This window comes from Micromonospora sp. NBC_01655, assembly GCF_026339755.1.
Lineage (GTDB): Bacteria > Actinomycetota > Actinomycetes > Mycobacteriales > Micromonosporaceae > Micromonospora.
On sequence record NZ_JAPEQF010000001.1, the window covers coordinates 2,630,709 to 2,655,316 of the forward strand.

At 72.6% G+C, this 24,608-nt stretch carries 21 protein-coding genes; 12 read left to right on the forward strand and 9 right to left on the reverse strand.

Annotation, left to right across the window (positions count from 1 at the left end; genetic code table 11):
* Window positions 1-17: 17 nt before the first annotated feature.
* Entirely contained in the window at window positions 18-2,174 is a 2,157-nt protein-coding gene (locus OOK41_RS12455; protein WP_266264725.1) for an efflux RND transporter permease subunit, read from the reverse strand.
* A 183-nt stretch (window positions 2,175-2,357) separates the two neighbouring features.
* On the opposite strand from OOK41_RS12455, the gene OOK41_RS12460 reads away from it, so the two are divergent.
* Both OOK41_RS12460 and OOK41_RS12465 read left to right on the forward strand, forming a co-directional pair.
* Window positions 2,358-2,873, forward strand: coding sequence for a MarR family winged helix-turn-helix transcriptional regulator (locus OOK41_RS12460; RefSeq protein WP_117669762.1), 516 nt, complete (start codon window positions 2,358-2,360; stop codon window positions 2,871-2,873).
* A 233-nt stretch (window positions 2,874-3,106) separates the two neighbouring features.
* Window positions 3,107-3,976 carry a hypothetical protein gene (locus OOK41_RS12465; protein ID WP_266264728.1) on the forward strand — a complete coding sequence of 290 codons (870 nt, stop codon included), beginning with the start codon at window positions 3,107-3,109 and terminating at the stop codon, window positions 3,974-3,976.
* 115 nt (window positions 3,977-4,091) lie between these two features.
* On the opposite strand, the gene OOK41_RS12470 is transcribed toward OOK41_RS12465, so the two are convergent.
* The gene (locus tag OOK41_RS12470) at window positions 4,092-4,295 is read right to left on the reverse strand and encodes a cold-shock protein (protein ID WP_117669760.1); all 204 of its coding nucleotides are present in this window, start codon (window positions 4,293-4,295) and stop codon (window positions 4,092-4,094) included.
* A gap of 191 nt (window positions 4,296-4,486) precedes the next feature.
* On the opposite strand from OOK41_RS12470, the gene OOK41_RS12475 reads away from it, so the two are divergent.
* Both OOK41_RS12475 and OOK41_RS12480 read left to right on the forward strand, forming a co-directional pair.
* Window positions 4,487-5,170, forward strand: a complete 684-nt coding sequence (locus OOK41_RS12475) for a methyltransferase (RefSeq protein WP_243639853.1) — start codon at window positions 4,487-4,489, stop codon at window positions 5,168-5,170.
* Between the two features lie 96 nt (window positions 5,171-5,266).
* Window positions 5,267-5,890 carry a DedA family protein gene (locus OOK41_RS12480; RefSeq protein WP_266264732.1) on the forward strand — a complete coding sequence of 208 codons (624 nt, stop codon included), beginning with the start codon at window positions 5,267-5,269 and terminating at the stop codon, window positions 5,888-5,890.
* 473 nt (window positions 5,891-6,363) lie between these two features.
* On the opposite strand, the gene OOK41_RS12485 is transcribed toward OOK41_RS12480, so the two are convergent.
* The 3 genes from OOK41_RS12485 to OOK41_RS12495 form a co-directional block, all read right to left on the reverse strand.
* The gene (locus OOK41_RS12485; RefSeq protein WP_128763614.1) at window positions 6,364-6,879 is read right to left on the reverse strand and encodes a hypothetical protein; all 516 of its coding nucleotides are present in this window, start codon (window positions 6,877-6,879) and stop codon (window positions 6,364-6,366) included.
* Window positions 6,880-7,102: 223 nt separating this feature from the next.
* Complete coding sequence (locus tag OOK41_RS12490) at window positions 7,103-7,753, reverse strand: MBL fold metallo-hydrolase (RefSeq protein ID WP_117669755.1); 651 nt, start codon at window positions 7,751-7,753, stop codon at window positions 7,103-7,105.
* Window positions 7,754-7,757: 4 nt separating this feature from the next.
* A complete protein-coding gene (locus tag OOK41_RS12495) occupies window positions 7,758-8,474 on the reverse strand; it encodes a maleylpyruvate isomerase family mycothiol-dependent enzyme (RefSeq protein ID WP_266264738.1) in 717 nt (238 codons plus the stop codon).
* A gap of 179 nt (window positions 8,475-8,653) precedes the next feature.
* Here OOK41_RS12495 and rsgA point away from each other — a divergent pair, with 179 nt between their 5' ends.
* The 3 genes from rsgA (at window position 8,654) to OOK41_RS12510 (ending at window position 13,888) form a co-directional block, all read left to right on the forward strand.
* Window positions 8,654-9,706, forward strand: a complete 1,053-nt coding sequence (rsgA, locus tag OOK41_RS12500) for a ribosome small subunit-dependent GTPase A (RefSeq protein WP_117669753.1) — start codon at window positions 8,654-8,656, stop codon at window positions 9,704-9,706.
* A gap of 527 nt (window positions 9,707-10,233) precedes the next feature.
* Window positions 10,234-13,179 carry an excinuclease ABC subunit UvrA gene (gene uvrA / locus OOK41_RS12505; protein ID WP_266264742.1) on the forward strand — a complete coding sequence of 982 codons (2,946 nt, stop codon included), beginning with the start codon at window positions 10,234-10,236 and terminating at the stop codon, window positions 13,177-13,179.
* A 223-nt stretch (window positions 13,180-13,402) separates the two neighbouring features.
* Entirely contained in the window at window positions 13,403-13,888 is a 486-nt protein-coding gene (locus OOK41_RS12510) for a Rieske (2Fe-2S) protein (protein ID WP_117669751.1), read from the forward strand.
* A 48-nt stretch (window positions 13,889-13,936) separates the two neighbouring features.
* On the opposite strand, the gene OOK41_RS12515 is transcribed toward OOK41_RS12510, so the two are convergent.
* Window positions 13,937-17,173 (reverse strand): penicillin acylase family protein, encoded by a 3,237-nt coding sequence (locus tag OOK41_RS12515; protein ID WP_266264745.1) that lies wholly within the window; start codon window positions 17,171-17,173, stop codon window positions 13,937-13,939.
* A 53-nt stretch (window positions 17,174-17,226) separates the two neighbouring features.
* Here OOK41_RS12515 and OOK41_RS12520 point away from each other — a divergent pair, with 53 nt between their 5' ends.
* A complete protein-coding gene (locus tag OOK41_RS12520; protein ID WP_165878170.1) occupies window positions 17,227-17,385 on the forward strand; it encodes a hypothetical protein in 159 nt (52 codons plus the stop codon).
* Between the two features lie 9 nt (window positions 17,386-17,394).
* Window positions 17,395-19,365, forward strand: a complete 1,971-nt coding sequence (gene uvrC, locus OOK41_RS12525; RefSeq protein WP_266264748.1) for an excinuclease ABC subunit UvrC — start codon at window positions 17,395-17,397, stop codon at window positions 19,363-19,365.
* Window positions 19,366-19,573: 208 nt separating this feature from the next.
* Here the strand turns inward: uvrC and OOK41_RS12530 are convergent, their stop codons facing one another.
* Both OOK41_RS12530 and OOK41_RS12535 read right to left on the reverse strand, forming a co-directional pair.
* Window positions 19,574-19,723 carry a hypothetical protein gene (locus OOK41_RS12530; protein ID WP_266264751.1) on the reverse strand — a complete coding sequence of 50 codons (150 nt, stop codon included), beginning with the start codon at window positions 19,721-19,723 and terminating at the stop codon, window positions 19,574-19,576.
* Between the two features lie 689 nt (window positions 19,724-20,412).
* Window positions 20,413-20,937, reverse strand: a complete 525-nt coding sequence (locus OOK41_RS12535; protein WP_266264752.1) for a hypothetical protein — start codon at window positions 20,935-20,937, stop codon at window positions 20,413-20,415.
* 147 nt (window positions 20,938-21,084) lie between these two features.
* Here OOK41_RS12535 and OOK41_RS12540 point away from each other — a divergent pair, with 147 nt between their 5' ends.
* The 3 genes from OOK41_RS12540 (at window position 21,085) to OOK41_RS12550 (ending at window position 23,128) form a co-directional block, all read left to right on the forward strand.
* Entirely contained in the window at window positions 21,085-21,933 is an 849-nt protein-coding gene (locus tag OOK41_RS12540) for a DUF5753 domain-containing protein (protein WP_117669748.1), read from the forward strand.
* A gap of 23 nt (window positions 21,934-21,956) precedes the next feature.
* On the forward strand, window positions 21,957-22,160 hold the full coding sequence (locus tag OOK41_RS12545; protein ID WP_117669739.1) for a DUF397 domain-containing protein: 204 nt from the start codon (window positions 21,957-21,959) through the stop codon (window positions 22,158-22,160).
* Between the two features lie 65 nt (window positions 22,161-22,225).
* Entirely contained in the window at window positions 22,226-23,128 is a 903-nt protein-coding gene (locus OOK41_RS12550; RefSeq protein ID WP_266264755.1) for a hypothetical protein, read from the forward strand.
* Between the two features lie 33 nt (window positions 23,129-23,161).
* Here the strand turns inward: OOK41_RS12550 and OOK41_RS12555 are convergent, their stop codons facing one another.
* Window positions 23,162-24,163, reverse strand: coding sequence for a hypothetical protein (locus OOK41_RS12555; protein WP_266264757.1), 1,002 nt, complete (start codon window positions 24,161-24,163; stop codon window positions 23,162-23,164).
* Between the last annotated feature and the right edge of the window lie 445 nt (window positions 24,164-24,608).

Consider the following 24,608-nt stretch of genomic DNA (forward strand, 5'->3'; position numbering starts at 1 on the left):
CGGCGCGGGTGGGGCGGTCAGCCGCGGGTGACGGCCTTCTCGGCCGGCTCGGCTGGCTCGGCCGGCCCGCGGTCCCGGTCCGCCGGGGCGTCCTCGGGCGTCTGGTCGATCCGACCCGGCCACCAGAAGCGGTCGCCGAGCACGAACGCGAGCGCCGGCACGAGCACCGTGCGTACCAGCAGGGTGTCGAGCAGCACCCCGATGCACACAATGATCCCGATCTGGGTCAGCGTGATCAGCGGCAGGACGCCGAGGACGGCGAAGACCGCGGCGAGCAGGACGCCGGCGCTGGTGATCACGCCGCCGGTGACGCGCAGCGCCGACAGCATGCCGTCCCGGGTGCCGGTGCGCCGGGCGTCCTCGCGGGCCCGGGTGACCAGGAAGATGTTGTAGTCCACGCCGAGGGCCACCAGGAACACGAAGGCGAGCAGCAGGACGCCGCTGTCCAGCGCCGGGAGGCCGAGAACGTGGTCGAACAGCAGCCACGCCGCGCCGAGGCTGGCGAAGAACGACGCGATCACGGTGAGCACCAGCAGCAGCGGCGCGACCAGACCGCGCAGCAGCAGCACGAGCACCGCGCCGACGAGCAGCAGGATGATCGGCAGGATCAGCCACAGGTCCTTGGCGTCGGCCTGGTCGGAGTCGTAGGTGGCGGCGACCGTGCCGCCGACCACGGCACCGGTGAACGGGTCGGCGCCCTCGACGGGCGGCGGCGCGGAGCCGGGGACCGCCGCGACGGCGTCCCGCAGCGCCTCGACCGCCCGGTCCGCGGCGGCGGTGCCCGGCTCTGCCGCCAGCACCACGTCGACCTGGGCGACGGTCGCGCCCGCGCTTCCCGGCCGGGCCGAGGCCACGCCGGGGACGCCCGCGGCGGCGTCGGTGACGGCCGCCACGGCGGCGGGGGTGGTGAGCACGGCGACCGGTTGGGTCGTGCCGGCGGGGAACGCCTTCGCGAGGGTCTCCGCGCCGGCCACCGCCTCGGGTTTGACCCGGAACTGCTCGGTCTCCGACAGCCCGGTGCGGATGCCGAGCCCACCGAGGGCGAGCCCGGCGAGCAGCAGCGTCGCGAGGGCCGCGACCGGCACGGGCCGGCGGACGACGGCGGCGCCGAGCCGGCCCCAGAGCCGGCCCTCGCGGACGGGGCCGCCGACCCGGGGCACGAACGGCCAGAACAGCCCCCGGCCGAAGATCACCAGCACGGCGGGGAGGACGAACAGCGCCGACAGCATGGCGAACACCACGCCGGTGGCGCAGGCCACCGCCAGGGCCCGGTTGGTCTCCTGCTCCGACAGCAGCAGGGTGAGCACGCCGAGGACCACGGTGCCGCCGCTGGCCAGGATGGGTTCGGCGGTGCGGCGCAGGGCGGCGCGCATGGCGGCGAAACGGTCCTCCTCGCGGCGCAGCTCCTCCCGGTAGCGGGCGATGAGCAGCAGGGCGTAGTCCGTGGCGGCGCCGAAGACCAGGACGCTGGCGATGCCGGTGACCTGGCCCTCCTGGAGGTTGATGCCGACGGCCGGGACGATGGTGGCCACGGCGCGCAGGGTGAGCTGCTCGGTGGCCGCGACGACGACGAGCGGCACGATCCACAGGAACGGGCTGCGGTAGGTGATCAGCAGGAGCAGGGCGACGACGCCGGCGGTGACGGCGAGCAACGTGATGTCCGCGCCGTCGAAGACCTTCGTCAGGTCCGCGGTGAACGCCGGCGCGCCGGTCACCTCGGCGGTGAGCCCGTCGGGCAGGCCGTCGAGGGCCGCGCGGAGGTCGGCCACCGTCGTCGCGACGGTGGCCTGGCCGTCGGCGGTGGACAGCGGGACGGCGACGAGCGCCACGGTGCCGTCCGGAGAGGTCTGCGGCGGGCTGACCCGCCCGCCGGCGGCGAACCGGCCCAGCTCGCCCGAGGCGCCGGTGACCGCGGCGCGGTCCGGCTCGGTGAGCGGCCCACCGTCGGCGCGGCTGACGACGACGACCGCCGGCTGGACCCCGCTGGCGGGCAGCTCGTCCTGGAGCCGTTCGACCTGGGTCGACTGCCATTGCACGGACAGGCCGGTGGCCGAGACGGGGGCGGGGTTGTCCGGCTTCGGGAACCCGAAGACGGCCGCGCCGAGGACGATCGCCACGGCCACGGTGAGCCAGGCGGCGAGCCGGCCCCGGGCGACGCGGGTGAACACAGACATCGGGCTTCCTCAGGGTTGCCGGGACGAGGTCCCGGTACGGCAGTGCGCCTCGACGGGCCGACGCGCCGGTCACGAATAGCGTGCCTGTCGAGTATCTTGACAGGCGAGATTATCCGTCGCTCATCTATGCTGCAAGCGGAACCGGGACGGCGGGGGGGAAACGACGGCGTGACAGCGCACGGCATGTATCGGCGACGCGAGAGCCGCCGCGACCAGCTCGTCGCCGAGATCGCCAACGACCTGCGCCGGTACTCCGTCGACGCCCAGCACATCGGGCACGCCTTCGCCGGGCTGCACGGGCTCAACCCCACCGACCTGCACGCCCTGATCGCCGTCATGGACGCCGAGCTGCTCGGCACGCCGATCACCCCGGGGCGGCTGGGTGAGCAGCTACAACTCTCCTCCGGCTCGGTCACCGCGCTGGTCGACCGCCTGGAGCGGGCCGGCCACATCCGGCGGGACCGGGACACCGCCGACCGGCGCAAGGTGTTCCTGCGCTACGCCGACCGGGGCGCCGCACTGGCCATGTCGTTCTTCCAGCCGCTGGGCCGGCGGACCGACCAGGCGATGGCCGACTTCAGCGACGACGAGTTGGAGACCGTGCACCGCTTCATGGCGACGATGGTCACCGCGATGCGGGAGCACCGCGACGCCGTGCGCGCCGCCCGCCCCGACACCGCCCGGCGCCCGGCCGGCTGACCGCCCCGACTCCCTCCGGCGCCCGACCGGTACCGGGGTGACGCGACGTCTCCGCCCGGCCGGGCGGATCGTCCCCCATTCGGGAAAACAGGCCATTGACCTGGTAAAACGCCCGGATGTCCGGCTACCTTCGAGCCACCTGCCCGACGCCGTGCACCACCCGGCCGGGCTCACCCGGACCCAGGACCACGGGTCACCGCGGCTCGGCCACCCCGCTACCGGAAGGGGGCACCATGACCCGGGCCCCGACGAACCTGCTGGCCGTCCGAAGTCTCCTGCTGGCCCACCTCGATCTCGATCCCGACGCCGCACGACCACAGGACCTGGAACCGGCCGAGGTCGGCATCGTCGGCGACGCCGACCACGTCGGCGGCTACCACTGCGGCTCCGACCGCGTCGTCGCCGGCGACTACTCGGTGGTCGAGTCGCCCCGGGACGCCACGGGGCTCACCCTCGACGCGTCCGCGCTGGACGTCGGCGGTTTCTCCGTCACCTCGGGCGGAGCCGTCCACGACCTGCGTTCCTTCTCCGTCTGGTGCGTCGCGCGGTGCGTCGCCGGAACGGACGACACCCGGGACATCCGCGAGATCATCTACTCCCCGGAGGGGACCACGGTCCGACGGTGGGACCGGCTCGGGCGGCGCAGCACCGGCGACGCGAGCCACCTGTGGCACACCCACTTCAGCTTCTTCCGCGACTCGACCAAGGCGGGGCGGGACCAGACCCCGCTGTTCCGCCGTTACCTGACCACCATCGGTCTCCTGAAGGAGGACAACATGAGCGCCCAGGCCGAAAGCCAGATCAACAGCCTCTTCAACGCCGTGTTCAACGGCGGGTCCAGCATGGGCCGCCGGGTCGACCCGGACGGACCCGGCCCCGACCCGGAGTCCAACAGCGTCGTGGCCAAACTGGACTACACCATGTACCGCCTCGACACGGTGCTCTCGCAGATCGTCGCCCTGTCCAACCGGGACCTCACCGACGAGCCGGCGATCGTGGCCGGCGTGCTCGCGTCACTGACCCCGGAGAAGATCGCCGCCGCCCTGCCGCCCAGCCTGGCGCGACAGGTGGCCGACGAGATCGCCCGGCGGTTGGCGGCCTGAGGCCACCGGCGGTGGACGGGCCCGGAGACACCGGCGGCACCGGGGCGGGCGATCCCGGGCCGGCGCGCGCTGTGGCGGCGGCCGGGTCCACCCGGCCGCCGCCACCGGCACGGAGCTAGATCGGACGGACGTTGTCCGCCTGCGGGCCCTTCTGCCCCTGGGTCACCTCGAACTCGACCTTCTGGCCCTCGTTGAGTTCCCGGTAGCCGCTCGTCGCGATGGCCGAGTAGTGGACGAACACGTCCGGACCTCCGCCGTCCTGCTCGATGAAGCCGAAGCCCTTTTCCGAGTTGAACCACTTGACCGTGCCGGTAGCCATGCATCTCTCCCTGTTCAAAGCGGGAGACCACCGACCGCCGGCCGATGATCGCCCTGTACCTCCCCGACAGTAACCGGCGAAACCCCGATCTGCTGGTCGAAGTGCCGCAGGGCGTGCCGGCAAAAAACTTCCACCGGCCACGCCGGGGGGAAACCCGCCCGGAGCGCGGGGCGCTCCGGCATGCTTGCCCGGTGAGGGGACCCGCAGCCGCCGCGCTGTCCGAGCTGGAACGCGAGGTCGGTGCGCCCGGGGACGGACTGGACCGGCTCCGGCTGGTCGCGGCCCCTTTCGTCCCCGAAATTCGGCTGCACCTCGCCGAGGACGCCATCGTCTGGTGGGCCCGGATGGAGGCCGCTTCCGGGCACGCCCTGCCGCCGCCGTACTGGGCGTCGGTCTGGGCCGGCGGGCAGGCCCTCGCCCGGCACCTGCTCGACCACCCGGAACTCGCGGCCGGCCGCCGCGTGCTGGACCTGGCCGCCGGCTCGGGCGTGGTGGCGATCGCCGCCGCGCTGGCCGGCGCGTCCCGGGTCGTGGCCAACGACATCGACCCGTACGCCGTCGCCGCCGTCACGCTCAACGCCCGGGCCAACCGGGTCAGCGTCGCCGCCACCGGCGAGGACCTGCTCGACTCCGATGCCGGCGACGCGGACCTGCTGCTCGCCGGGGACGTCTTCTACGACGGGGAACTGGCCGGGCGGGTGCTGCCGTTCCTGCGCCGCGCCGCCGCCCGGGGCAGCCAGGTGCTGGTCGGCGACCCCGGCCGCGGCCACCTGCCCCGCGACCGGCTGGACCTGGTGGCCAGCTACCGGGTGCCCACCACCGAACCCGCCGTCGACACCCCGGTGCGCCGCGTCGAGGTGCTCCGCCCCCGCTGACGCCGCCTTCTCGGGGCGTACCCCGAGAAGGGGATCAGGGGTCGGTGGGGGATCGGACCCGATGCCCCACCGGACCGGGGGTCGTAGCGTACGGGCATGGTGGACTGGACGGCACAGGTCGGGGAGCTTCCCACCATCGGTCTGCTGGGGGCGCTCGGGGTGGTGATGCTCCTCGACGCCGTACCGCTGCTGGGGGTGCTGGTCCCCGGCGACGTCGCGGTCCTCGCCGCGGTCGGCGTCGGGCGGCCGGCGACCGGGGCGGCCACCGTCGCCGCCGTGGTGGCCGGCTGCCTGGCCGGCTGGTCGCTGAGCTTCCTCGCCGGCCGGCGGTACGGCGACCGGCTGCGGCACAGCCGCGTCGGCGGCTGGATCGGCGAGGACCGGTGGGCGGTGGCCGAGGCGGTCCTGCGCCGCGGCGGCGGCCGGATGGTGCTGGTCGCACCCTTCCTGCCGGTGCTCAACGCGCTGTTGCCGCTGGCCGCGGGCGGGCTGCGGATGTCGTACCGGCGGTTCCTGGCCTGCGCGGCGGCCGGCGCCGCGCTCTGGGCCGGCCTCTACGTGGCCGTCGGCACGGTCTCCCGGTCGCTGGCCGGGCTGCTGCCCGGCAGCGCCTCGCCGATGCTGGTCACCATGGCGGTCGGGCTGCTCCTGGCGGCCGTGGTGCTGCTCGTGACCCGGCGCGGGCTGCGCGCCGCCACCGCAGCGGCCCCGGCGGCCTGAGCCGCCGCCCGGGCCGGGCCGGCCGGGGGTGGGGTTCCGGCGTGCCGGCACGGGGCGGCGCGCCGGAACCGGAAGTCACCAGCCGCGGGCCCGCCGAAGCCGAGGCACGTCGCCGGCATCGGGAGATGCGACCCGCGCTGGAAGTGACGGTCGACATGAAGTGGCCGCCGGACCCGGGGCTGTTGGTGGTGAAGCTGACCGGGCCGCGGGAGGTCGAACGTACGACTGGATTCGCGGCACCATCCGCGACGACAAGGAACGACCCCCGGCCCGGGCTGGCAGCGGCGTCACGCAGGAGCACCAGGTGTGGGGGGCCGTTCTGGTTCCGTCACATCATCGACGGGGGCAGCGAGGACAAGCGCACCGCTGAGCAGGGCGGGAAGGCTGTCGCCGACAACTTCGCGAGGTGGAAGCACCAGACGGTTGCCAGGCAGGCCGGCCGAAGGTGAACACCTCCGGCCGGCCGGGCGGGCTTATGAACCCGCGATGCCGTGGACCAGGGCGCCACACTTCTCGTCGATGCCGTCCGCCCCCTTTCGTTCGCACACCTCCATCGAGACCCACTTGCCCGCTGGAACGTAGACATTGACCGGTGTGGAGCAGGTGCCGCTGCCGCCAGCGGCATGCCGTTCGATGGTCCCTCCGTCCTGCCACCAGATGTAGCCGACGGCGCGGCGGGCGTCACCAGCCCCGGCATCGCAGACCTGGAACGACGAGTACTGCCCGGTGTTGCTCCACGTCGCAAACCCGTAGCCGTTGCTGTAATCGTCGAGCGACTCGGCATACCAGCCTGACGCCGCCTGGGCGGCGGCCGGGGACGCCACCAGGCCGGTGACCGTGAGCACCATCGCCATCAGCACACCCCCGAACCAGCGTGACTTCTTCCGAATCATCCGCACACCTCCATCGATGACGACCGGAATGGTCGTCATCGACAATTGTCGTCGTCGAACATCGACGATGGAAGCTGTTCGAACGAACCCGAACAACTTCGAACGGTGCTGGTCTCCTCCGTGGTCAGGGGGCAGCCGCGGGAGACGGCGGGGCCGAGCAGCACAGCACGGGCGCGTTCGTACTTGCGGCGTAGCCGCTTCGCGTCATCGTCCGACAGCAACGCCAGCCGTGTGCCAACCGGCTCGATCAAAGCGGGGCCGGAAAGGGCGACGCCCGGGACTGGCGAAAGCCAACCCCGGGCGTCGTGAAACGCGTTCGCTACCAGCCGCGCGCCCGCCACTGGCCCAGCGACGGGCGTTCCGTGCCGATGGTCGAGTCCTTCCCGTGTCCCGGATAGAACCACGTCTCGTCCGGTAGCACGTCGAACAGCCGTGCCTCCAAATCGCCCATGAGCTGCGAAAACTCCTCCGGGCTTGTTGTCCTCCCAGGACCCCCAGGGAAAAGCGAGTCCCCGGTGAACAGGTGCGGGGTGCCGGCCGGGTCGCGGTAGAGCAGGGCGATCGAGCCCGGGGTGTGCCCCCGCAGGTGGATCACCTCCAGCTCGCGTTCGCCCACGGTCACGGTGTCGCCGTCGGCGAGGGTGTCCGCCTCGATCGGCAGGCCGGCGGCGTCGGCGGCGTGCACCAGCGGCCGGGCGCCGGTCTTGGCGACCACCTCCTCCAGGGCCACCCAGTGGTCCATGTGCTGGTGGGTGGTGACCACGGTGGCCAGGCCGGCGTCGCCGACCAGCTCCAGCAGCCGGGGGGCCTCGTTGGCGGCGTCGATCAGCAACTGCTCGCCGGTGCCGGTGCACCGCAGCAGGTAGGCGTTGTTGTCCATCGGCCCCACCGACACCTTCGTGATGGTGAGCCCGTCGAGTTCGCGGACGGCCGGAGGGCCGCCGGGGCTGACGTCTCCGCTGTAGGTCATGGTTCTACATCCATTCCGGTGGGTTCGGCAGGGGACCGTCGGGGGTGACGGCGAGCGTCCCGCCGACGCCGCGGCCGGTCAGCCAGGCGGCGAGCTCGGCGGCGGGGCCGGTGATCGTGGGCGCCGCCCCCGAGCCGCCGACGACCAGCTCGTGCTGGCTGCCGTCGAAGCGCAACACCATCGCCGGCGCGTCGGGCCGGCCGGACAGGCCGGTCGTGACCTCGTGCAGCAGCCGCTGGGCGAACGCCTCCGGCCAGTCGGCCGGCCGGTAACCGGCGGCGAGGTCCACGTGGTGCACCTCGATCTCGCGCAGCCGCCCCCAGACCAGCATGGCGGCCGGCCACGGGCCGCGCCGGGCCTGCACCGTGGCCGCCCACGCCTGCACCGGCATGGCGGCGACCGCCTCGGCGAACCGCTCCGCCGAGCGGCGCAGGTCGTCCAGGTGGGCGGCGGGCGGCCGGAACGCGCCGGCGGAGATGTCGGCGGCGCGGGCCGCGCCGCTGGCGTACATCGGGATGTGCTCGCCGGTGCGGGCGGCGGTGAGCAGGTTGACGAAGCCGTCGGCGTTGCGGGCCAGGTGGGTCAGCACGTGCCCCCGGGTCCAGCCGGGCAGCAGGGACGGCGCGGCGACGTCCGCACTGCCGAGGTCGGCCGCGGTGTGCAGCAGGCGGGCCGTGGCGTCGTCGAGGTCACCGGTCAGCAGCAGCGGATCCGCGGTCACGCTCCGACCCTAGCGGTCGGTGGCCCCCGGCGTCGCCGTGGAATTCGCTTTCGGCGCGTCGGCCCGCCCCCTACCGTCGGCGTCGTACGCGGCACCCGGGACGTCGGAGGAGGTGGTGCCCATGCCGGTCCTAGCACGCCAGTCGCGCCATGGTTCACCCCGACACCGGAGAGGTTCCGATGACCATCGATCTGACCGCCCTCGGCTGGGACGCCGAGCGGGCGGCCCACGTACGTAACCGCACCCACCAGCGGCCGGGCCGGGTGGCCCGGGTCGACCGCGGCGTGTGCACCGTGCTCGGCGCGGACGGCCCGGTCCGCGCCACCCTGGGCGCGGCGGTGCTGGCCGCCGCCGCCCGCGACCTGACCCGGCTGCCCTGCGCGGGGGACTGGGTGCTCCTGCACACCTGGCCGGACGGGCCGGTCACCGTCGAGGCCGTGCTGCCCCGGCGCACCGCGCTGGTGCGCCGCACCGCCGGCAAGGACGCCAGCGGTCAGGTGCTCGCCGCCAACCTGGACGCCGCCGCCGTCGTCGAGCCGGTGCACCCGGAGCCGGATGTCGCCCGCATCGAGCGGCTGCTCGCCCTGGCCCACGAGTCGGGCGCCACCCCGCTGGTGGTGCTCACCAAGGCCGACCTCGCCGCCGACCCGGCGGCGATCGCCCGGCAGCTCGCCGGGGTCGCGCCCGGGGTGCCGGTGCTGGCGGTCAGCGCCGAGCGGGGCACCGGCCTCGACCCGCTGCGCGCCCACGTCGTCCCGGGCCGCACCCTGGCCCTGCTCGGGCCGTCCGGGGCCGGCAAGTCGAGCATCGTCAACGCCCTGGCCGGGGCGGTGGTGATGCCCACCCAGGCGATCCGCCGGGTCGACGGCAAGGGCCGGCACACCACCACCTGGCGGGCGCTGGTCCCGGTCCCCGGCGGGGGAGCGGTGCTGGACACCCCGGGGGTGCGGGCGGTCGGCCTGCTCGACGGCGCGGTCGGGCTGGACCGGGCCTTCGCCGACATCGCCGAGCTGGCCACCGGCTGCCGGTACGCCGACTGCGCGCACGACGCCGAGCCGGGCTGCGCGGTCCGCGACGCCCTCGCCGCCGGGGAGCTGACCGGCCGCCGGTACGACAGCTGGCGCAAGCTGCAGCGGGAGATCGCCGTCGAGAGCCGGCGCCGGGAGACCCGGCTGGCCGCCGAGCGCCGGGGCGGCTGGCGTGGCGGGCGCCGCCGGACGGGCCGTCCCTGAACTAGCGCCGGGGCGGCTGGCGCGGCTGGCGCCGGCGGACGGCCGTTCCTGCCCCGAAACGCCCTGGCCGCGTCGAGGGCTACGCCCTGGCGCGTCGAGGATCGGTCGTTGCCCGCTCGCATGATCGACTTCGGATCCGTGACATCGGGGCCTCCCGTGGCCTGAACACCGCCCTGTCACCGACAAAAAGTCGATCATGCGAGCGGCGGCGGGTTGCCGTGACGCACAGTTGTCGTGGTGTCGCCCACCGGCGCGGGTGGGCGGGGCGCGCCACCGGTCGCCTCAGCGGGGGCCCACCGGCGGGCACCCGGTCGCTGGCGGCCCACCGGCGGCCCGAGAGGCGTCCAGCGCGACCGGTGTGAGCTGGGGGAATGTGTGGGCGCGGAAAGTTGTCGTACCCCGGGGCTAGAGTTGCCGAGGCGCTTCTTCTGCGCTCGCACAACCGCTCAGGGCCGTCCCGGAACCGCCCGGACCGCCCCGGAGCGGACAGATCCTCCTCGCCTTCTTCTCCCGGGAGTACACGGACCGTGGCCGACCGACTGATCATCCGTGGCGCGCGCGAGCACAACCTGCGTGACGTCAGTCTCGACCTGCCCCGGGACGCCCTGATCGTCTTCACCGGGCTCTCCGGCTCCGGCAAGTCGAGCCTGGCCTTCGACACGATCTTCGCCGAGGGGCAGCGCCGGTACGTGGAGTCGCTCTCCTCGTACGCCCGGCAGTTCCTCGGCCAGATGGACAAGCCGGACGTCGACTTCATCGAGGGCCTCAGCCCCGCAGTGTCCATCGACCAGAAGTCCACCTCGCGCAACCCGCGCTCGACCGTCGGCACCATCACCGAGGTCTACGACTACCTGCGGCTGCTCTACGCCCGGGTCGGCGAGCCGCACTGCCCGGTCTGCGGGGAGCGGATCTCCAGGCAGAGCCCGCAGCAGATCGTCGACCGGGTCCTGGCGATGGCCGAGGGCACCAAGTTCATGGTGCTCGCCCCGGTCGTGCGGGGCCGCAAGGGCGAGTACGTCGACCTGTTCGCCGAGCTCCAGGGCAAGGGGTACGCCCGGGCCCGGATCGACGGCGTGGTGCACCCGCTGACCGAGCCGCCGAAGCTCAAGAAGCAGGAGAAGCACACCATCGAGGTGGTGATCGACCGGCTCACCGTCAAGCCCAGCGCCAAGCGGCGGCTGACCGACTCGGTCGAGGCCGCGCTCGGGCTCTCCGGCGGCCTGGTGCTGCTCGACTTCGTCGACCTCGCCGAGGACGACCCCGACCGCGAGCGCCGCTACTCCGAGCACCTGGCCTGCCCCAACGACCACCCCCTGGCGATCGAGGACCTGGAGCCCCGGGTCTTCTCCTTCAACGCCCCGTACGGCGCCTGCCCGGAGTGCACCGGCCTGGGCACCAAGAAGGAGGTCGACCCGGAACTGGTCGTCCCCGACCCGGAGCGCAGCCTGCGCGAGGGCGCGATCCAGCCCTGGTCCACCGGGCACAACCTGGAGTACTTCCTGCGCCTGCTGGAGGCCCTCGGCGAGGCCGAGCACTTCGACGTGGACACCCCGTGGCGGGCGCTGCCGGCGCGGGCGCAGAAGACCATCCTGCACGGCTCCGGCGACCAGGTGCACGTGCGCTACCGCAACAAGTTCGGCCGCGAGCGCTCCTACTACACCGGCTTCGAGGGCGTGGTGCAGTGGATCGAGCGCCGGCACACCGACACCGAGTCGGAGTGGTCGCGGGAGAAGTACGAGGGCTACATGCGCGACGTGCCCTGCGCGGCCTGCGGCGGCGCCCGGCTCAAGCCCGAGGTGCTCGCGGTCACCCTGGCCGGCAAGAGCATCGCCGAGGTCTGCAACCTGTCCGTGGGCGAGTGCGCGGACCTGCTGGCCGGCATCGAGCTGACCGACCGGCAGAAGATGATCGCCGAGCGGGTGCTCAAGGAGATCAACGCCCGGCTGACGTTCCTGCTCGACGTCGGGCTGGACTACCTCTCCCTGGACCGTCCGGCCGGCACCCTCTCCGGCGGCGAGGCGCAACGCATCCGGCTGGCCACCCAGATCGGCTCCGGCCTGGTCGGCGTGCTCTACGTGCTCGACGAGCCGTCCATCGGCCTGCACCAACGGGACAACCACCGGCTGATCGAGACCCTGGTGCGGCTGCGCGGCCTGGGCAACACGCTGATCGTGGTCGAGCACGACGAGGACACCATCCGCACCGCCGACTGGATCGTCGACATCGGCCCGGGCGCGGGCGAGCACGGCGGCCGGATCGTGCACTCCGGCTCGGTGCCCGCCCTGCTGGACAACCCGGAGTCGGTCACCGGGGCGTACCTGTCGGGGCGCAGGCAGATCCCGACGCCGAGCCGGCGCCGGCCGCAGACGCCGGAGCGGGAGCTGGTGGTGCACGGGGCCCGGGAGCACAACCTGCGCAACCTGACCGTGTCGTTCCCGCTCGGCCAGCTCATCGCGGTCACCGGGGTCAGCGGCTCGGGCAAGTCGACGCTGGTCAACGACATCCTGCACGCGGTGCTGGCCAACCAGATCAACGGCGCCCGGCACGTGCCGGGCCGGCACACCCGGATCACCGGCCTGGAGCACGTGGACAAGGTCGTCGGCGTCGACCAGTCGCCGATCGGCCGCACCCCACGCTCCAACCCGGCCACCTACACCGGGGTCTGGGACCACGTGCGCAAGCTGTTCGCCGAGACCACCGAGGCCAAGGTCCGGGGGTACGGGCCGGGCCGGTTCTCGTTCAACGTCAAGGGCGGCCGGTGCGAGGCGTGCTCCGGCGACGGCACCATCAAGATCGAGATGAACTTCCTGCCCGACGTGTACGTCCCGTGCGAGGTCTGCAAGGGCGCCCGGTACAACCGGGAGACCCTGGAGGTGCACTACAAGGGCAGGACCGTCTCCGACGTGCTGGAGATGCCGATCGAGGAGGCCGCGGAGTTCTTCTCCGCCATCCCGGCCATCCACCGGCACCTCAGGACGCTGGTCGACGTGGGCCTGGGCTACGTCCGGCTGGGCCAGCCCGCGCCGACGCTGTCCGGCGGCGAGGCGCAGCGGGTCAAGCTCGCCTCCGAGCTGCAGAAGCGCTCCACCGGCCGGACGGTCTACGTGCTGGACGAGCCGACCACCGGCCTGCACTTCGAGGACATCCGCAAGCTGCTGATGGTCCTGGAGGGCCTGGTCGACAAGGGCAACACCGTCATCACCATCGAGCACAACCTCGATGTGATCAAGACGGCCGACTGGCTGATCGACATGGGCCCCGAGGGCGGCCACCGGGGCGGCACCGTGCTGGCCACCGGCACCCCGGAGGAGGTCGCCGAGGTGCCCGAGAGCCACACCGGCCAGTTCCTGCGCCAGGTGCTCAGGCTCGACGGCGAGGCCAAGGGCGCGAAGGCGGCCACCGGCCGGGCCGCCAAGGCCAACGGCACCACCCGCCCCCGGTCGGGCCGGAAGGCCACAGCCGGGACCCGCTGACCCCTCGCCCGGCCCGGCCCGGCGGCGCGGCGGTCCCGGCGACGGGCGACCGCCGCAGGTGAGTCGGGCGGGGCCGGCGACGGCGATCTCGTCGGGTCCGCCGGCGGCGGCCGGCCCGGAGCGATCACGGTGGTCGATTCGTTGAACCGGCAGGCACCGTGGTCCGTGGACAGCTGGTGTGGCCGCGGCTGGTGGGCGGCGGCAGTCGAGAGAGAGGCCAGACATGAGTGACGAGCAGGCGCAGACTCCTCCGGGCACGCGGACGCGCCGCACCCTCCTCGCCGGTGCCGGCGCGGTGGGCGCGGCGGTCGTCCTGTCGGCCTGCGGGAGCGCCGACGACACCGACGGCGGCTCGGCCCCGACCAGCGGGGGACCGGGCGCGACCGGCACGGGCGACGCCGAGGGCGGCAACCGGGACTCGTCGGCCCCGCTGGCCCGCACCGCCGACATCCCGGTCGGCGGCGGCGCGGTGTACGCCAGCAAGGGTGTGGTGATCACCCAGCCCGAGGCCGGCACGTTCAAGGGCTTCGACCCGATCTGCACCCACCAGGGCTGCCCGGTGTCGAACGTCGACGGCGGCACCATCAACTGCACCTGCCACAACAGCAGGTTCTCCATCACCGACGGCTCGGTGAGGCAGGGTCCGGCGACGAAGCCGCTGGCGGCCAAGGAGATCAAGGTCGACGGCGACCAGATCAGTCTCGCCTGACGGCGACGGCCGGCACGGATCGCCCGTGCCGGCCGCCGTCGCAGGGGGTCAGTGGGCGTACACCGACATCTCCCACAGCGAGAAGCCGTAGGTGGTGGCCCGGGTCAGGCCGCGCATCCGTACGTACCGGGCGGTCTCGGTCGGGAACGCCGCCACGTCGGTGCCGCCGTCGCCGGCCGTGGTCGACCAGGCCGTGCGCCAGGTGGTCCCGTCGGCGGACACCTCGATCCGGTACGACCGGGCGTATGCCGACTCCCAGGCCAGCACCACCCGGCCCACCGCTCGGGCGGAGCCCAGGTCGACGGTGAGCGTCTGGTCGTCGTTCCAGGAGCTGGCCCACCGGGTGCCGAGGTCCCCGTCGACGGCCTTCGCGGCGGCGTAGCCGAACTGGCTGCTCGACGCGGCCACCGACCGGCCGGCGGCGAGGTTGGTCACGTCGTCGCCGCGCTTCGCGGGGAACGAGACCACCTGCTGGAAGGTGGGCCGGTTCTGCCAGGCGATCGTGGCGTGCTTGATCCCGCCCAGCGGCGACTGGACGATCGCGTCGGCGCACCACTGGTCGCCGGCCGAGCAGGTGGCGTCGCCGGGGTAGACCTGTGCGGCCGGGGTGGCCGCCGCGCCGCGCAGCGTGTCGAGCAGTAGCTGCCGGCACCCGGCGAGGGTGCCGCCGCCGCAGTACGTGCGGCCGAGGCCGCCGGCGACCGGGTCGCCGAGCACCGCGCGCAGGTCCTTGTCCACGTAGCCCCACCAGCCGTACTGGAACGACGAGCCCTTGTGTGACTGGGCCTCGCTGGCGGACGTGGGCAGGTTCGACATGTCGCCCTGCTGGTGCCCGGACGGGGACTCGTTGATCTGGAGGGCGTTGACCAGCGACTGGTACAGGTCCGCGCCGAGCGGCGCGGAGAACATCCCCTGGACCAGCAGCGGCCACCAGGCGTCGAACGTGCGGATCGCGTCGGCGTGCCGGTACACCTTCGAGCCCTTGGCCGTCTCGACCCGCAGCGCGCCGTCCTGCCGCCACGCCTTCAGCCGGCCGATCTCGGCGGCCAGGGCGGCGTCGCCGACGGGCTGGCTCTCCAGCACCCGGATCAGCTCGTCGAGCACCTCGACCCCGCGCAGGTCGGTCAGCCCGGCCTGCTCCACGAGGCTGGTCAGCGACGCCCGGTCGAACTTCTTCCCCGTCGCGAGGGCCGCCTTGAGCGGCCGGTCGAGCAGGTTGCCCCGGTGCACCGCGCCGAAGCTGAAGTTGCCGTCGGCCGCCCCGAAGTCCTTGGCCTGCTTGTTGTTCCAGCTCACGTAGTAGTCCTGGTCCACCGACCGGGGATGGGCGGCCAGCGGGGCGTACGTCGCGGTGTTCGTCGCCGGCTGGTAGCCCTGCCACTCGTACGCGGCCTCGGCCTTCATCGGCAGGTTCGGGTTCGACCCGGCGGCCCGCACGGGGTTGAGCCCGGAGTTGAAGTACGCCGACTGGGTGGAGTTCACGTAGAACCAGTTGAACGCGTACTCGACGTTGTTCGCCGAAACGGTGAAGGCGTCGGCGGAGCCCATCTGGGTGGGGTCGTTGAACATCTGGAAGCCGATCGCGGAGTCGGCCTCGTGCCGGTAGGTGGAGCGGAGCTGGGTGAACGCGTGCGGCCGGCCGCCGACGGTGCCGCGCCAGGCGACCAGGCCGAGCTTCGTGCGCCAGGCGGTGAGCTTGTACGACCCGACGGGCGTGCTGTCGGCCGCCGTCGGGCTCCACTTGTTGGTGTGCGCGAGCTGCTCCATCGCCAGGCACTGGCCCCGGTACAGGTAGTGGTCGCCGGTGAGGGTGGGCGCGCTGCCGTCGGTGGTGCACAGCGGCACCGCGTACGTGTCGGTGATGTCGTGGGTCGACGAGGTGGCGCTCCAGGCGTAGTCCTGGCCCCGGCCGAGCAGCACGTAGAGGTTCAGGCCGGCGAACGCGGCCCCCCGGGCGCTGATCCCGGGCCCCTGCAACTCCTGGATCATCAGGAGCTGGGGGGAGAAGTAGCCGGTCTGCGGGCCGAACACGGCGACCGGGTGGCCGGTCGCGGAATGGGCGCCGGAGACCAGGGCCGCGTTGGACATGCCCCGGTGCGCGGGGTCGATGGTCAGCCCGGACAGCGCGGCGGCCAGCTCGGAGCCGCGGCCGGCGGTGGCCGTGCTGGTGGCGGAGCCGGTGGGGTCGGTGAAGATCGGCTCGACCCTGGCGGACCCGGCGTCGGGCAGCGCCACGCTGGCCGCGTCCGGGGAGGCCGACCCGTACGGGAAGCTCTGCCCGTCGTGCAGGGTGAGCACCGCCTCCGGGTCGTTCTGGTTGCGGAAGGCCGACCACACCTTGTCGCCCTCGGCGGGGCCGTAGCGGGCCCGGGCGGCGATCCGCACCAGCGCGGACTGCATCTCGGTGCCGCCCCCGCCGCCGAACAGGCCGCCGACCACGCCGGCGATGGCGACCAGGTCGGTCATCCGGAACGGCTCGGGTCCGCCCTCGTTGGTGATCGCGTCGAGGTGCCCGGTCAGCACGTACTCGCCGGGGCAGTTGCGGTTGGCCATGCAGACGCCGATGTAGGCGTTGATGCCGGCGATGTACTCCTGCACGTCGGCGTAGAGCTGCTCGCCGCGCGGGCCCTTCGCGCGCAGCGCGTCGACCTGGGTCTGCAGGTCCGCGTCGGTGTACGGCGAGTTGCGCCAGACGCTCTGCTCCAGGGCCCGGTTGCCCGGCGCCCCGCCGGCGAACGGGGTGAGGGTGCCCCGGCCGACGTGGCGCAGCAGGTCCATGGTGAACAGCCGGTCCTCGGCGCCGGCGTACCCGGCGCCGTACATGGTGCCGCCGCGCGTGGTGCCGGTGACGTGCGGCACGCCGGTGGCCCTGTCCCGGACGATGCGCACGTCGGAGCGGGGCGAGTAGTCGCGTTCGACCTGTCCGGCCGGGACGCCGAACGAGGCGTCGTTGAAGAAGTTGCCGATCTGGTCCTCGCGCAGCCCGGCGTAGCCGTAGACCAGGTCGGCGTAACGGCCGAGCTGGTCGGCGGAGTGCCGGGGCAGGGTGCCCAGCGTCTGGTTGGCGAGGATCTCGACCAGGGTGGCGTCGCCGTTCTGGCCGGGCGGCACGATGTCGCCGCACTCGCCCAGGCAGTAGTCGTTGGCGGCGAACGCGGTGGCGGCGGCGGTGGCCGGCGCGCCCACGGCGGGGGGCGGGGCGGGGGAGGCGACCAGCAGGGCCGCGACTCCGACGGCGGCGGTCGCGCCGGCCAGCAGGCGGCGCGTGGTGGTGGGACGGGGCATGGTGATCCTCCGGGGGGTGGGGATCATGGTGCGGGACGGGTGCCGATCATTACGTGAAGAACATTCAGTTACCGGATGGTAACCTCCGCGCCTCGGTATTGGAAGACGTCAATCGACATGTCACCCGCCGGCCGTCCGCCGGCTTCTTCGGCCGCGCCGGGAGCGAGGTCGACCAGCTCGGCGTGATCTGGGCTGTCGGGCCCAGCGACTAGTCTTCAGGCGTGGCTGATCCCTCCACCTACCGCCCCGCGCCCGGCACGATCCCCGAGTCCCCGGGGGTCTACCGGTTCCGCGACGGCACCGGCCGAGTGATCTACGTCGGCAAGGCGAAGAACCTGCGCAGCCGGCTCAACTCCTACTTCGCCGACCTGTGGGGGCTGCACCAGCGCACCCAGCAGATGGTCACCACCGCCGAGGCGGTCGACTGGGTCACCGTCGGCACCGAGGTCGAGGCCCTCCAGCTCGAATACACCTGGATCAAGCAGTACGACCCCCGGTTCAACGTCCGCTACCGCGACGACAAGTCGTACCCGTACCTCGCCGTCACCGTCGACGAGGAGTTCCCCCGGCTCCAGGTGATGCGCGGCGCCAAGCGCAAGGGGGTGCGCTACTTCGGGCCGTACTCGCACGCCTGGGCCATCCGCGAGACCCTCGACCTGCTGCTGCGGGTCTTCCCGGCACGCACCTGCTCGGCCGGGGTGTTCAAGCGCGCCGGCCAGGTCGGCCGCCCCTGCCTGCTGGGCTACATCGGCAAGTGCTCCGCCCCCTGCGTGGGCAGCGTCTCCGCCGAGGAGCACCGGCACATCGTCGACGGCTTCTGCGACTTCATGGGCGGGCGCACCGACACCATGGTCCGCCGCCTCGAACGCGAGATGACCGAGGCGAGCGAGGCGCTGGAGTTCGAGAAGGCCGCCCGGCTGCGCGACGACGTCGCGGCGCTGCGCCGGGCCATGGAGAAGCAGACCGTGGTCCTCGGCGACGGCACCGACGCCGACGTGGTCGCGTTCGCCGATGACCCCCTGGAGGCCGCCGTCCAGGTCTTCCACGTCCGCGACGGCCGGGTCCGGGGCCAGCGCGGCTGGGTGGTGGAGAAGACCGAGGACCTGACCACCGGCGACCTGGTGCACCACTTCTGCACCCAGGTGTACGGCGGAGAGCAGGGCGAGGCCGACGTGCCCCGCGAGCTGCTGGTGCCCGCCCTGCCCGCCGACGCCGACGCGCTGGCCGACTGGCTGTCGGGCCGCCGGGGCAGCCGGGTGTCCCTGCGGGTGCCGCAGCGCGGCGACAAGCGGTCCCTGCTGGAGACGGTGGAGCGCAACGCCAAGGACGCGCTGGCCCGGCACAAGCTCAAACGCGCGGGCGACCTGACCACCCGCAGCCAGGCGCTCGACGAGATCAGCGACGCGCTCGGCATGCGCACCGCGCCGCTGCGCATCGAGTGCTTCGACGTCTCCCAGATCCAGGGCACGGACGTGGTGGCCAGCATGGTCGTCTTCGAGGACGGCCTGCCCCGCAAGGGCGAGTACCGCCGGTTCATCGTCCGGGGCGCCACCGACGACCTGTCCGCCATGTCCGAGGTGCTGCGCCGCCGCTTCGCCCGCTACCTGGAGGCCCGCGCCGAGACCGGCGAGCTGGGGGAGGAGACCGCGTCGGACCCGGACCGGCCGGGCATCGACCCGACGACCGGCCGGCCGCGAAAGTTCGCGTACCCGCCGCAGTTGGTGGTGGTCGACGGCGGCGCGCCGCAGGTCGCGGCGGCGGCCCAGGCCCTCGCGGAGCTGGGCATCGACGACGTGGCGCTGTGTGGCCTGGCCAAGCGGCTGGAGGAGGTGTGGCTGCCCGACGACGAGTTCCCGGTCATCCTGCCGCGCACCTCCGAGGGGCTCTACCTGCTGCAACGGGTGCGTGACGAGGCGCACCGGTTCGCCATCACGTTCCACCGGGAGCGCCGGTCCAAGCGGATGACGGAGTCGGCGCTGGACGGCGTGCCCGGCCTCGGCGAGGTGCGGCGCAAGGCGCTGCTGCGCCACTTCGGCTCGCTCAAGCGGCTCGCGGCGGCGTCGGTGGAGGAGATCACCGAGGTTCCCGGCGTCGGCCGGCGCACCGCCGAGGCGATCACCGCCGCGCTCAACCCGCCCCCGGCCACACCGGCCTCCGCGACACCCGAGGCAGACACGCTCAGTGACGCCTAGTGATCTGTCTCGAAGATGTCGGGTGTGGACATTCCCGGTTTGCACACCGGCGCCGGCGCGATCGGTGTCCTGGCTACTGTCGCCCATTCCGTGATCGCCCTCGCCGATCCGCCCGCCAAACGGGCACCCTCGGCGACGCGGCCCGCCAGGCCACCCACAGGAGGCGGGTGGCCGTCGTGCTCAGCCTGGTGTGCAAGCTACTGCCCCGTCATGCAGCCTTGAACGGGTAATCCGGGTGCCGGATCTTGGATTCGGTGGCGAATCCGGTGGTCAGTTCGGCCTGGTTGGCGGTGCGCCAGGCTGGTTGGCGGTGCGTTAGGCGGCTGGCCTTCCACGTCTTGGTGGCCTGCCACGACATCCCACGTTCGTGCGGGACACGCCGGATCGTCTCGATGCTGATCGCCGTGACGTGGCCGACCTCGACGAGGTAGTCGCACAGCTTGGCAGGCGGCCAGCAGGAGGACGGCCGGCCGGGTCCTCGGTCTCCTTCGACAGCGCCACGGTCGCCCGCCGCAGCGCTTTACCGGATCCTTCTACCCACCGGCCACCACCCCCACAGCCTCATGCCCGGGGAGACAGCCTGCCTGACGCGTTCTTGGCACCCACGGCGGTGGCGTGATTCGGGCGGGAGCGCTTCGGTCAGGGAGTCTGGGGTTCCTGGTGTGGGCGCTGCTGCACAGCAGGTGTGCCTTCCGGGTGCCTATGGAGCTGAGTCGAATACGACATCAGCCACGCCCGCCGCCATCGGCGACCGCAAGCGACGACCGCAAGCGACGCGACCCGCAGCGCCAGCAACCCGACGGGGCGGTGGGTAACCGCGAACGGTGGTGGCCCGACCGACGGTGATGACGTGAACGACTCAGCTCCATAGGCACCGCCGCCCACGTCATCGACCGCCGCCCACAGTCCCGCCTGGGTCACCGTTCCCCCGCCGGCCGGGGACCGCACCCACGACCAGGCAATGGCCCTGCCCCGCGTCACCCCAGGGCGGTGCAGATCAGCCCGCCGAGCCTGGTCGACGTCCTCGACCAGGATCGGTCGGGCCTGTCACCGCTCCGCCACGCCGTCCCCGTCGCCCCAGCAGAGCCCGCCGATGCCGGCCGCGCTGTGGAAGCCGGGGTGCCCGGCGACGTCCATGCAGGCCTCGTTGTCGGGGCCGATCCGTCCGCAGAAGACCGGCTCCACGTGGTTCCAGGCGTCGGCCCGGGACAGCAGCGCGGCGCTCGCGGTCAGCTCGGGGCGCAGGATCGTGAGCCCTTCCGTGTAGACGACCGCCTGGTCCCGGGCCTCCCGCAGGTCGGTCGCCAGGTAGGTCAGGTGCAGCGTCCAGCGGCGGGGCATCTCGTACGCCCCGGCGGGCGGCCCGTTGCGCCCCGATCGCCGCTCGCGCTCCGTCGTGTAGCGGGTGACCAGGGAGTTGACGTACGAGGAGAGGGCGTCGGGCTTCGCCAGCGCGTGCGCGATGGCGGCCCGGACCCGCTCGGACACGTCGGCACCGTCGAGCACGGCGGCCAGGTCGTGGTGGAAGTCGGACTCGGGCTGCTCCCACCGCGGCGATCGATTGCCAGTCACCGGCACTGCCTCTCCGTAAGCGAGTGATTGCCAAGAGACTGGACTACTTAGGCTGGAAACGCAACGTTGTACTTTTCTCTGGCGAGTGCTTGATCTTCGGTTGCTCTTCGGCGAGAATTGACTACTCGCAGTGGAGGTGAGGTGGAGATGGCGCAGGTGCCAAGTCCGACGATCAGAGCCCGCCGTCTCCGGCGTGAGTTGCGTCGGCTGCGGGACCGCACCGGACACACAGCCGAGGAGGTGGCCAAGATCCTCGGCTGGCACCGGACCAAGGTCATCCGCTTCGAACTCGGGCACTCCCGGGTGATGCCCAAGGACATGCCGCCGCTGCTCGACCTCTACGACGCCTCTGAGGAGGAGCGGGAGTCGCTGACCGCGCTGCTGCGGCAGTCCCGACAGAAGGGTTGGTGGAGCGCGTACGGCGACGTGCTGCCGGACGACTACGTCGGCTTCGAGGCCGAGGCCGCAGCGATCAGCACGTTCGAGAGTCTGTACGTGCCCGGCCTGTTGCAGACGGAGGAGTACGTCCGCGCGATCGTCAGGGCGGGGCGCAGTACCGCCGATCAGGACGAGATCGATCGGCGCGTAGCGGCTCGCCTCGGCCGCAAGGTCCTGCTCTCGCGAGACGCGCCGCCGAGGTTGTGGTTGGTGCTCGATGAGGCATCCGTCCGCCGAGTTGTGGGTGGCCCGAAGGTGATGCGAGCGCAGCTCGCGCGTTTGATCGAAGCTTGCGAGCTGCCTACCGTCGAGATCCAGATCCTTCCCTTCGCTGCTGGCGCACACGCAGCCATGGGCGGCCCGTTCACCCTGCTCGACTATGCCGATCCGGCTTTGGACCCCACCGTCGTCTATCTCGACAACGACTCCAGCACGCTCCTGCTGGAGGAGGAGAGGCATGTCGCCCGATATAGACTCATGTTCGATCACCTCATGGCCAAGGCACTCGACCCTGACGAGTCGGCTGGCTTCCTGGCCCGGGTGGCTGATGAGTACTGACTAGCACTCAAGGAGCCTGACCGATGACTGCTCCGGTCGTTCACGCAGGGAAGTGGCGGAAGAGCAGCCGGAGCAGCGCAAGCGGCTCCAATTGTGTCGAGGTGGCCGAGCTGACCGACGCGTTGGCCGTCCGGGACTCCAAGGACCCGGAGGGGCCTGCGCTCCTCTTCGATCGGGACGCCTGGTCGTCGTTCGTCGTCGGCCTTCGGCGCGGCCCGCTCGACTGACGCCCTGGCGAGTTGGTCGCCGCCCTGATGTCGGCGGCATCACCCACGCCCGGTTAGATGGCCGGATGGCGGTACGCATCGACATCGAAGCCCTCCGGGACGCGGCCGGGTTCGTCGCCTGTGAAGCGGCGGACAAGTTCCAGGCAGCCGGTCAGCCGGTGGAGATCATGGCGCTCGGCGGGGGAGCGTCCTGCGTGATCCGGGAGGCCGGGCAGCCGCCGTACGAGGTCTGGGTGGGGGTCACGGCGGACGGCTTCACCACCGAGTGCGACTGCCCAGCCGGTGCGGACCTGTGCGGGCACGCGGTGGCCCTCACCGCCGCTGCCCTGGCAGACGGACTGACGTGGTCCTCGGCGGCCACCCCGCCGTCAGCCGTGGAAATCGACCCCAGGCTCGCCGGGCTGGCCGAACTCGCGCGCAGCATCCCCGCCCGGCGGCTTGCGTTGCTGGTCGCCGAGTGGGCGGCCACGGATCGCGTGTTGGAGAACAGGCTGCTGGCGTACACGGGCCGGCTATCAACCCTCACCGCCGCAGAGCTGGATGACGCCCGCCGGACCATCGACAACATCGCCCATGAGGCAACCAGCGGTGATCGTTGGGACCTGCACGACGTCGAGAAGGCCGGCCGGGCGCTCGTCGAAGAGGTGCGGGTGCTGGCCGAGCGGCCGGCGACGGAGGGAACCCTGCTGGTGGTCGAGCGGGCCGCCCGCGCCTGGGACGGCCTTGCGGGTTACCTCTACGACGCCTGGGAGACGTACGAGGACGAGCCGGGCGAGATCGGCGGCGCGTTGCGGGCGGCCCACGTCCAGCTCTGCGAGCAGGTGCAGCCGGACCCCGACGAACTGGCCGCCCGGCTGGCCGAGATCATCGGATCAGCCGAGGTCGACTCCTGCCTTGACGAGCCGTGGGACTACCTCGGCGTGCTCGGCCGTGACCGCGTCAAGACGCTGCGGAACCGCCGCTGGTGATCGGGACACGGTCACCAGCGGCGGTGTCGCGGGTCAGGCCCAGGGGGCCAGCGGGTACCAGGGGATGATCTCGCGGCGGGCGAGCAGTCGTACGTCCCAGTAGAGGAACGTGAACGCGCCGGCGACGATGAACGCGACCGCGGTCAGCACCGCCAGCCGGGTCGGCCGCTCGGTGAACCACCGTTGCAGGCGGGAGCCGGCGAGCCAGGCCAGCAGCAGGAACAGCACCGCCATGATGACGATGTTGCCGAGGGACTGGAGCGTGAACGCCGCCGCCCCGTACAGCGGGTTGCCGCTCTCCGCGGCGTCGCGGAACATCTGCCGGAACAGCGCGAACGGCCGACCGATCAGGAAGCCGGCGATCAGCGCGCCCATGAAGATCATCGGGGCGTTGGGGTACCGGCGGGCGATCCGGGCGAACGGGTCCCGCACCACGCCGATCGAGGCCAGCCCGAGATAGACCATCACCAGCCCGATCACGCCGAAGACGACCATCGACTGGATGCTCCTCGGCGACAGGCCGCCGGGCGTGGTGGGGGCGGTGGAGAACTGCGGCATCGAGGTGCCGACGATGCCGACGATCGCGCCGTAGACGGCCGACACCGCGATCATGCCCACCGACATCCAGCCCAGCGGCTTCAGCGGCTGGACGAGTCTGCTGAACCTGCTCCCGGTGGTGGTGCCGGTCAGCGGGGCGAGGGCGCCGAAGGCGGCGATGTTGCAGGCGGTGAACGTGCCGGCGATCCCGGAGACGAAGGCGAACACGATGCCCGCCGCGATCCCCTGGATCGGCGTCTCCTTGGCGTCGTGGCCGAGGAGGGTGTTGGCGACGTTGTCGCCGATGGTCTGGTCCACGAACTCCGCCGACCAGATCACGGTCAGCAGGAAACCGCCGAGCACGCTGAGTAGGACGATCAGCGCCCGTCGCCGGGGGAAGTGCCCGTTGACGAAGGTGGACGTCCCCTCCTGCCCGGCGTCGGGCCGGATCTCGACCGGCACCCTGGGCCGTCGGGGGGAATTGTGGGTCTGCGTCACGCTGCGCTCCTCACGCTGGGGGGACGAGACCCGGGCGCGGGCGCGGCGGCGACACTGGCGACGACGCCCGGACCGGGAGGCCGGTGACCGCCGGCCGCGTGGACGCGCCCGCCAACCCGCTGCGCGCAGTTGATTTACGCGGATCAATGTCCAACCGCAGTGTGGCGGGACTTTCGCCGACTGACTTCTTCCATCGTGCCCAATTGCCCGCCCCGCCGCCCCTGTTTTCGCGATCTTGCATTTACGGAAGTCGATATGCCTCTCCTGCGCTCTTTGTCCGGGCCGTAAGTGCAAGATCAGCGCGGCGCGGCGCGGGCGGCGCGGCGCGGGCGGGGCGTGGGTCAGCGCGGGGTGGGGTGGAGTGGGGGTTGGGCGGGGTGCGCCGGCTGGTGGGGGGTGGCGGGATAGAGTCGCAGATCGGCCATGCCCGGTCGTCTCGACCGTG

What these genes read in the sequence shown, in the direction of transcription:
- OOK41_RS12530 (WP_266264751.1), bottom strand. Translation starts at nt 19,723, where the DNA reads ATGTCGTGGCAGGCCACCAAGACGTGGAAGGCCAGCCGCCTAACGCAC.
- OOK41_RS12515 (WP_266264745.1), bottom strand. Translation starts at nt 17,173, where the DNA reads ATGCCCCGTCCCACCACCACGCGCCGCCTGCTGGCCGGCGCGACCGCC.
- OOK41_RS12550 (WP_266264755.1), top strand. Translation starts at nt 22,226, where the DNA reads ATGGCGGTACGCATCGACATCGAAGCCCTCCGGGACGCGGCCGGGTTC.
- rsgA (WP_117669753.1), top strand. Translation starts at nt 8,654, where the DNA reads ATGACCATCGATCTGACCGCCCTCGGCTGGGACGCCGAGCGGGCGGCC.
- OOK41_RS12510 (WP_117669751.1), top strand. Translation starts at nt 13,403, where the DNA reads ATGAGTGACGAGCAGGCGCAGACTCCTCCGGGCACGCGGACGCGCCGC.
- OOK41_RS12470 (WP_117669760.1), bottom strand. Translation starts at nt 4,295, where the DNA reads ATGGCTACCGGCACGGTCAAGTGGTTCAACTCGGAAAAGGGCTTCGGC.
- OOK41_RS12455 (WP_266264725.1), bottom strand. Translation starts at nt 2,174, where the DNA reads ATGTCTGTGTTCACCCGCGTCGCCCGGGGCCGGCTCGCCGCCTGGCTC.
- OOK41_RS12480 (WP_266264732.1), top strand. Translation starts at nt 5,267, where the DNA reads ATGGTGGACTGGACGGCACAGGTCGGGGAGCTTCCCACCATCGGTCTG.
- OOK41_RS12490 (WP_117669755.1), bottom strand. Translation starts at nt 7,753, where the DNA reads ATGACCTACAGCGGAGACGTCAGCCCCGGCGGCCCTCCGGCCGTCCGC.
- OOK41_RS12460 (WP_117669762.1), top strand. Translation starts at nt 2,358, where the DNA reads ATGTATCGGCGACGCGAGAGCCGCCGCGACCAGCTCGTCGCCGAGATC.
- OOK41_RS12465 (WP_266264728.1), top strand. Translation starts at nt 3,107, where the DNA reads ATGACCCGGGCCCCGACGAACCTGCTGGCCGTCCGAAGTCTCCTGCTG.
- OOK41_RS12540 (WP_117669748.1), top strand. Translation starts at nt 21,085, where the DNA reads ATGGCGCAGGTGCCAAGTCCGACGATCAGAGCCCGCCGTCTCCGGCGT.
- OOK41_RS12545 (WP_117669739.1), top strand. Translation starts at nt 21,957, where the DNA reads ATGACTGCTCCGGTCGTTCACGCAGGGAAGTGGCGGAAGAGCAGCCGG.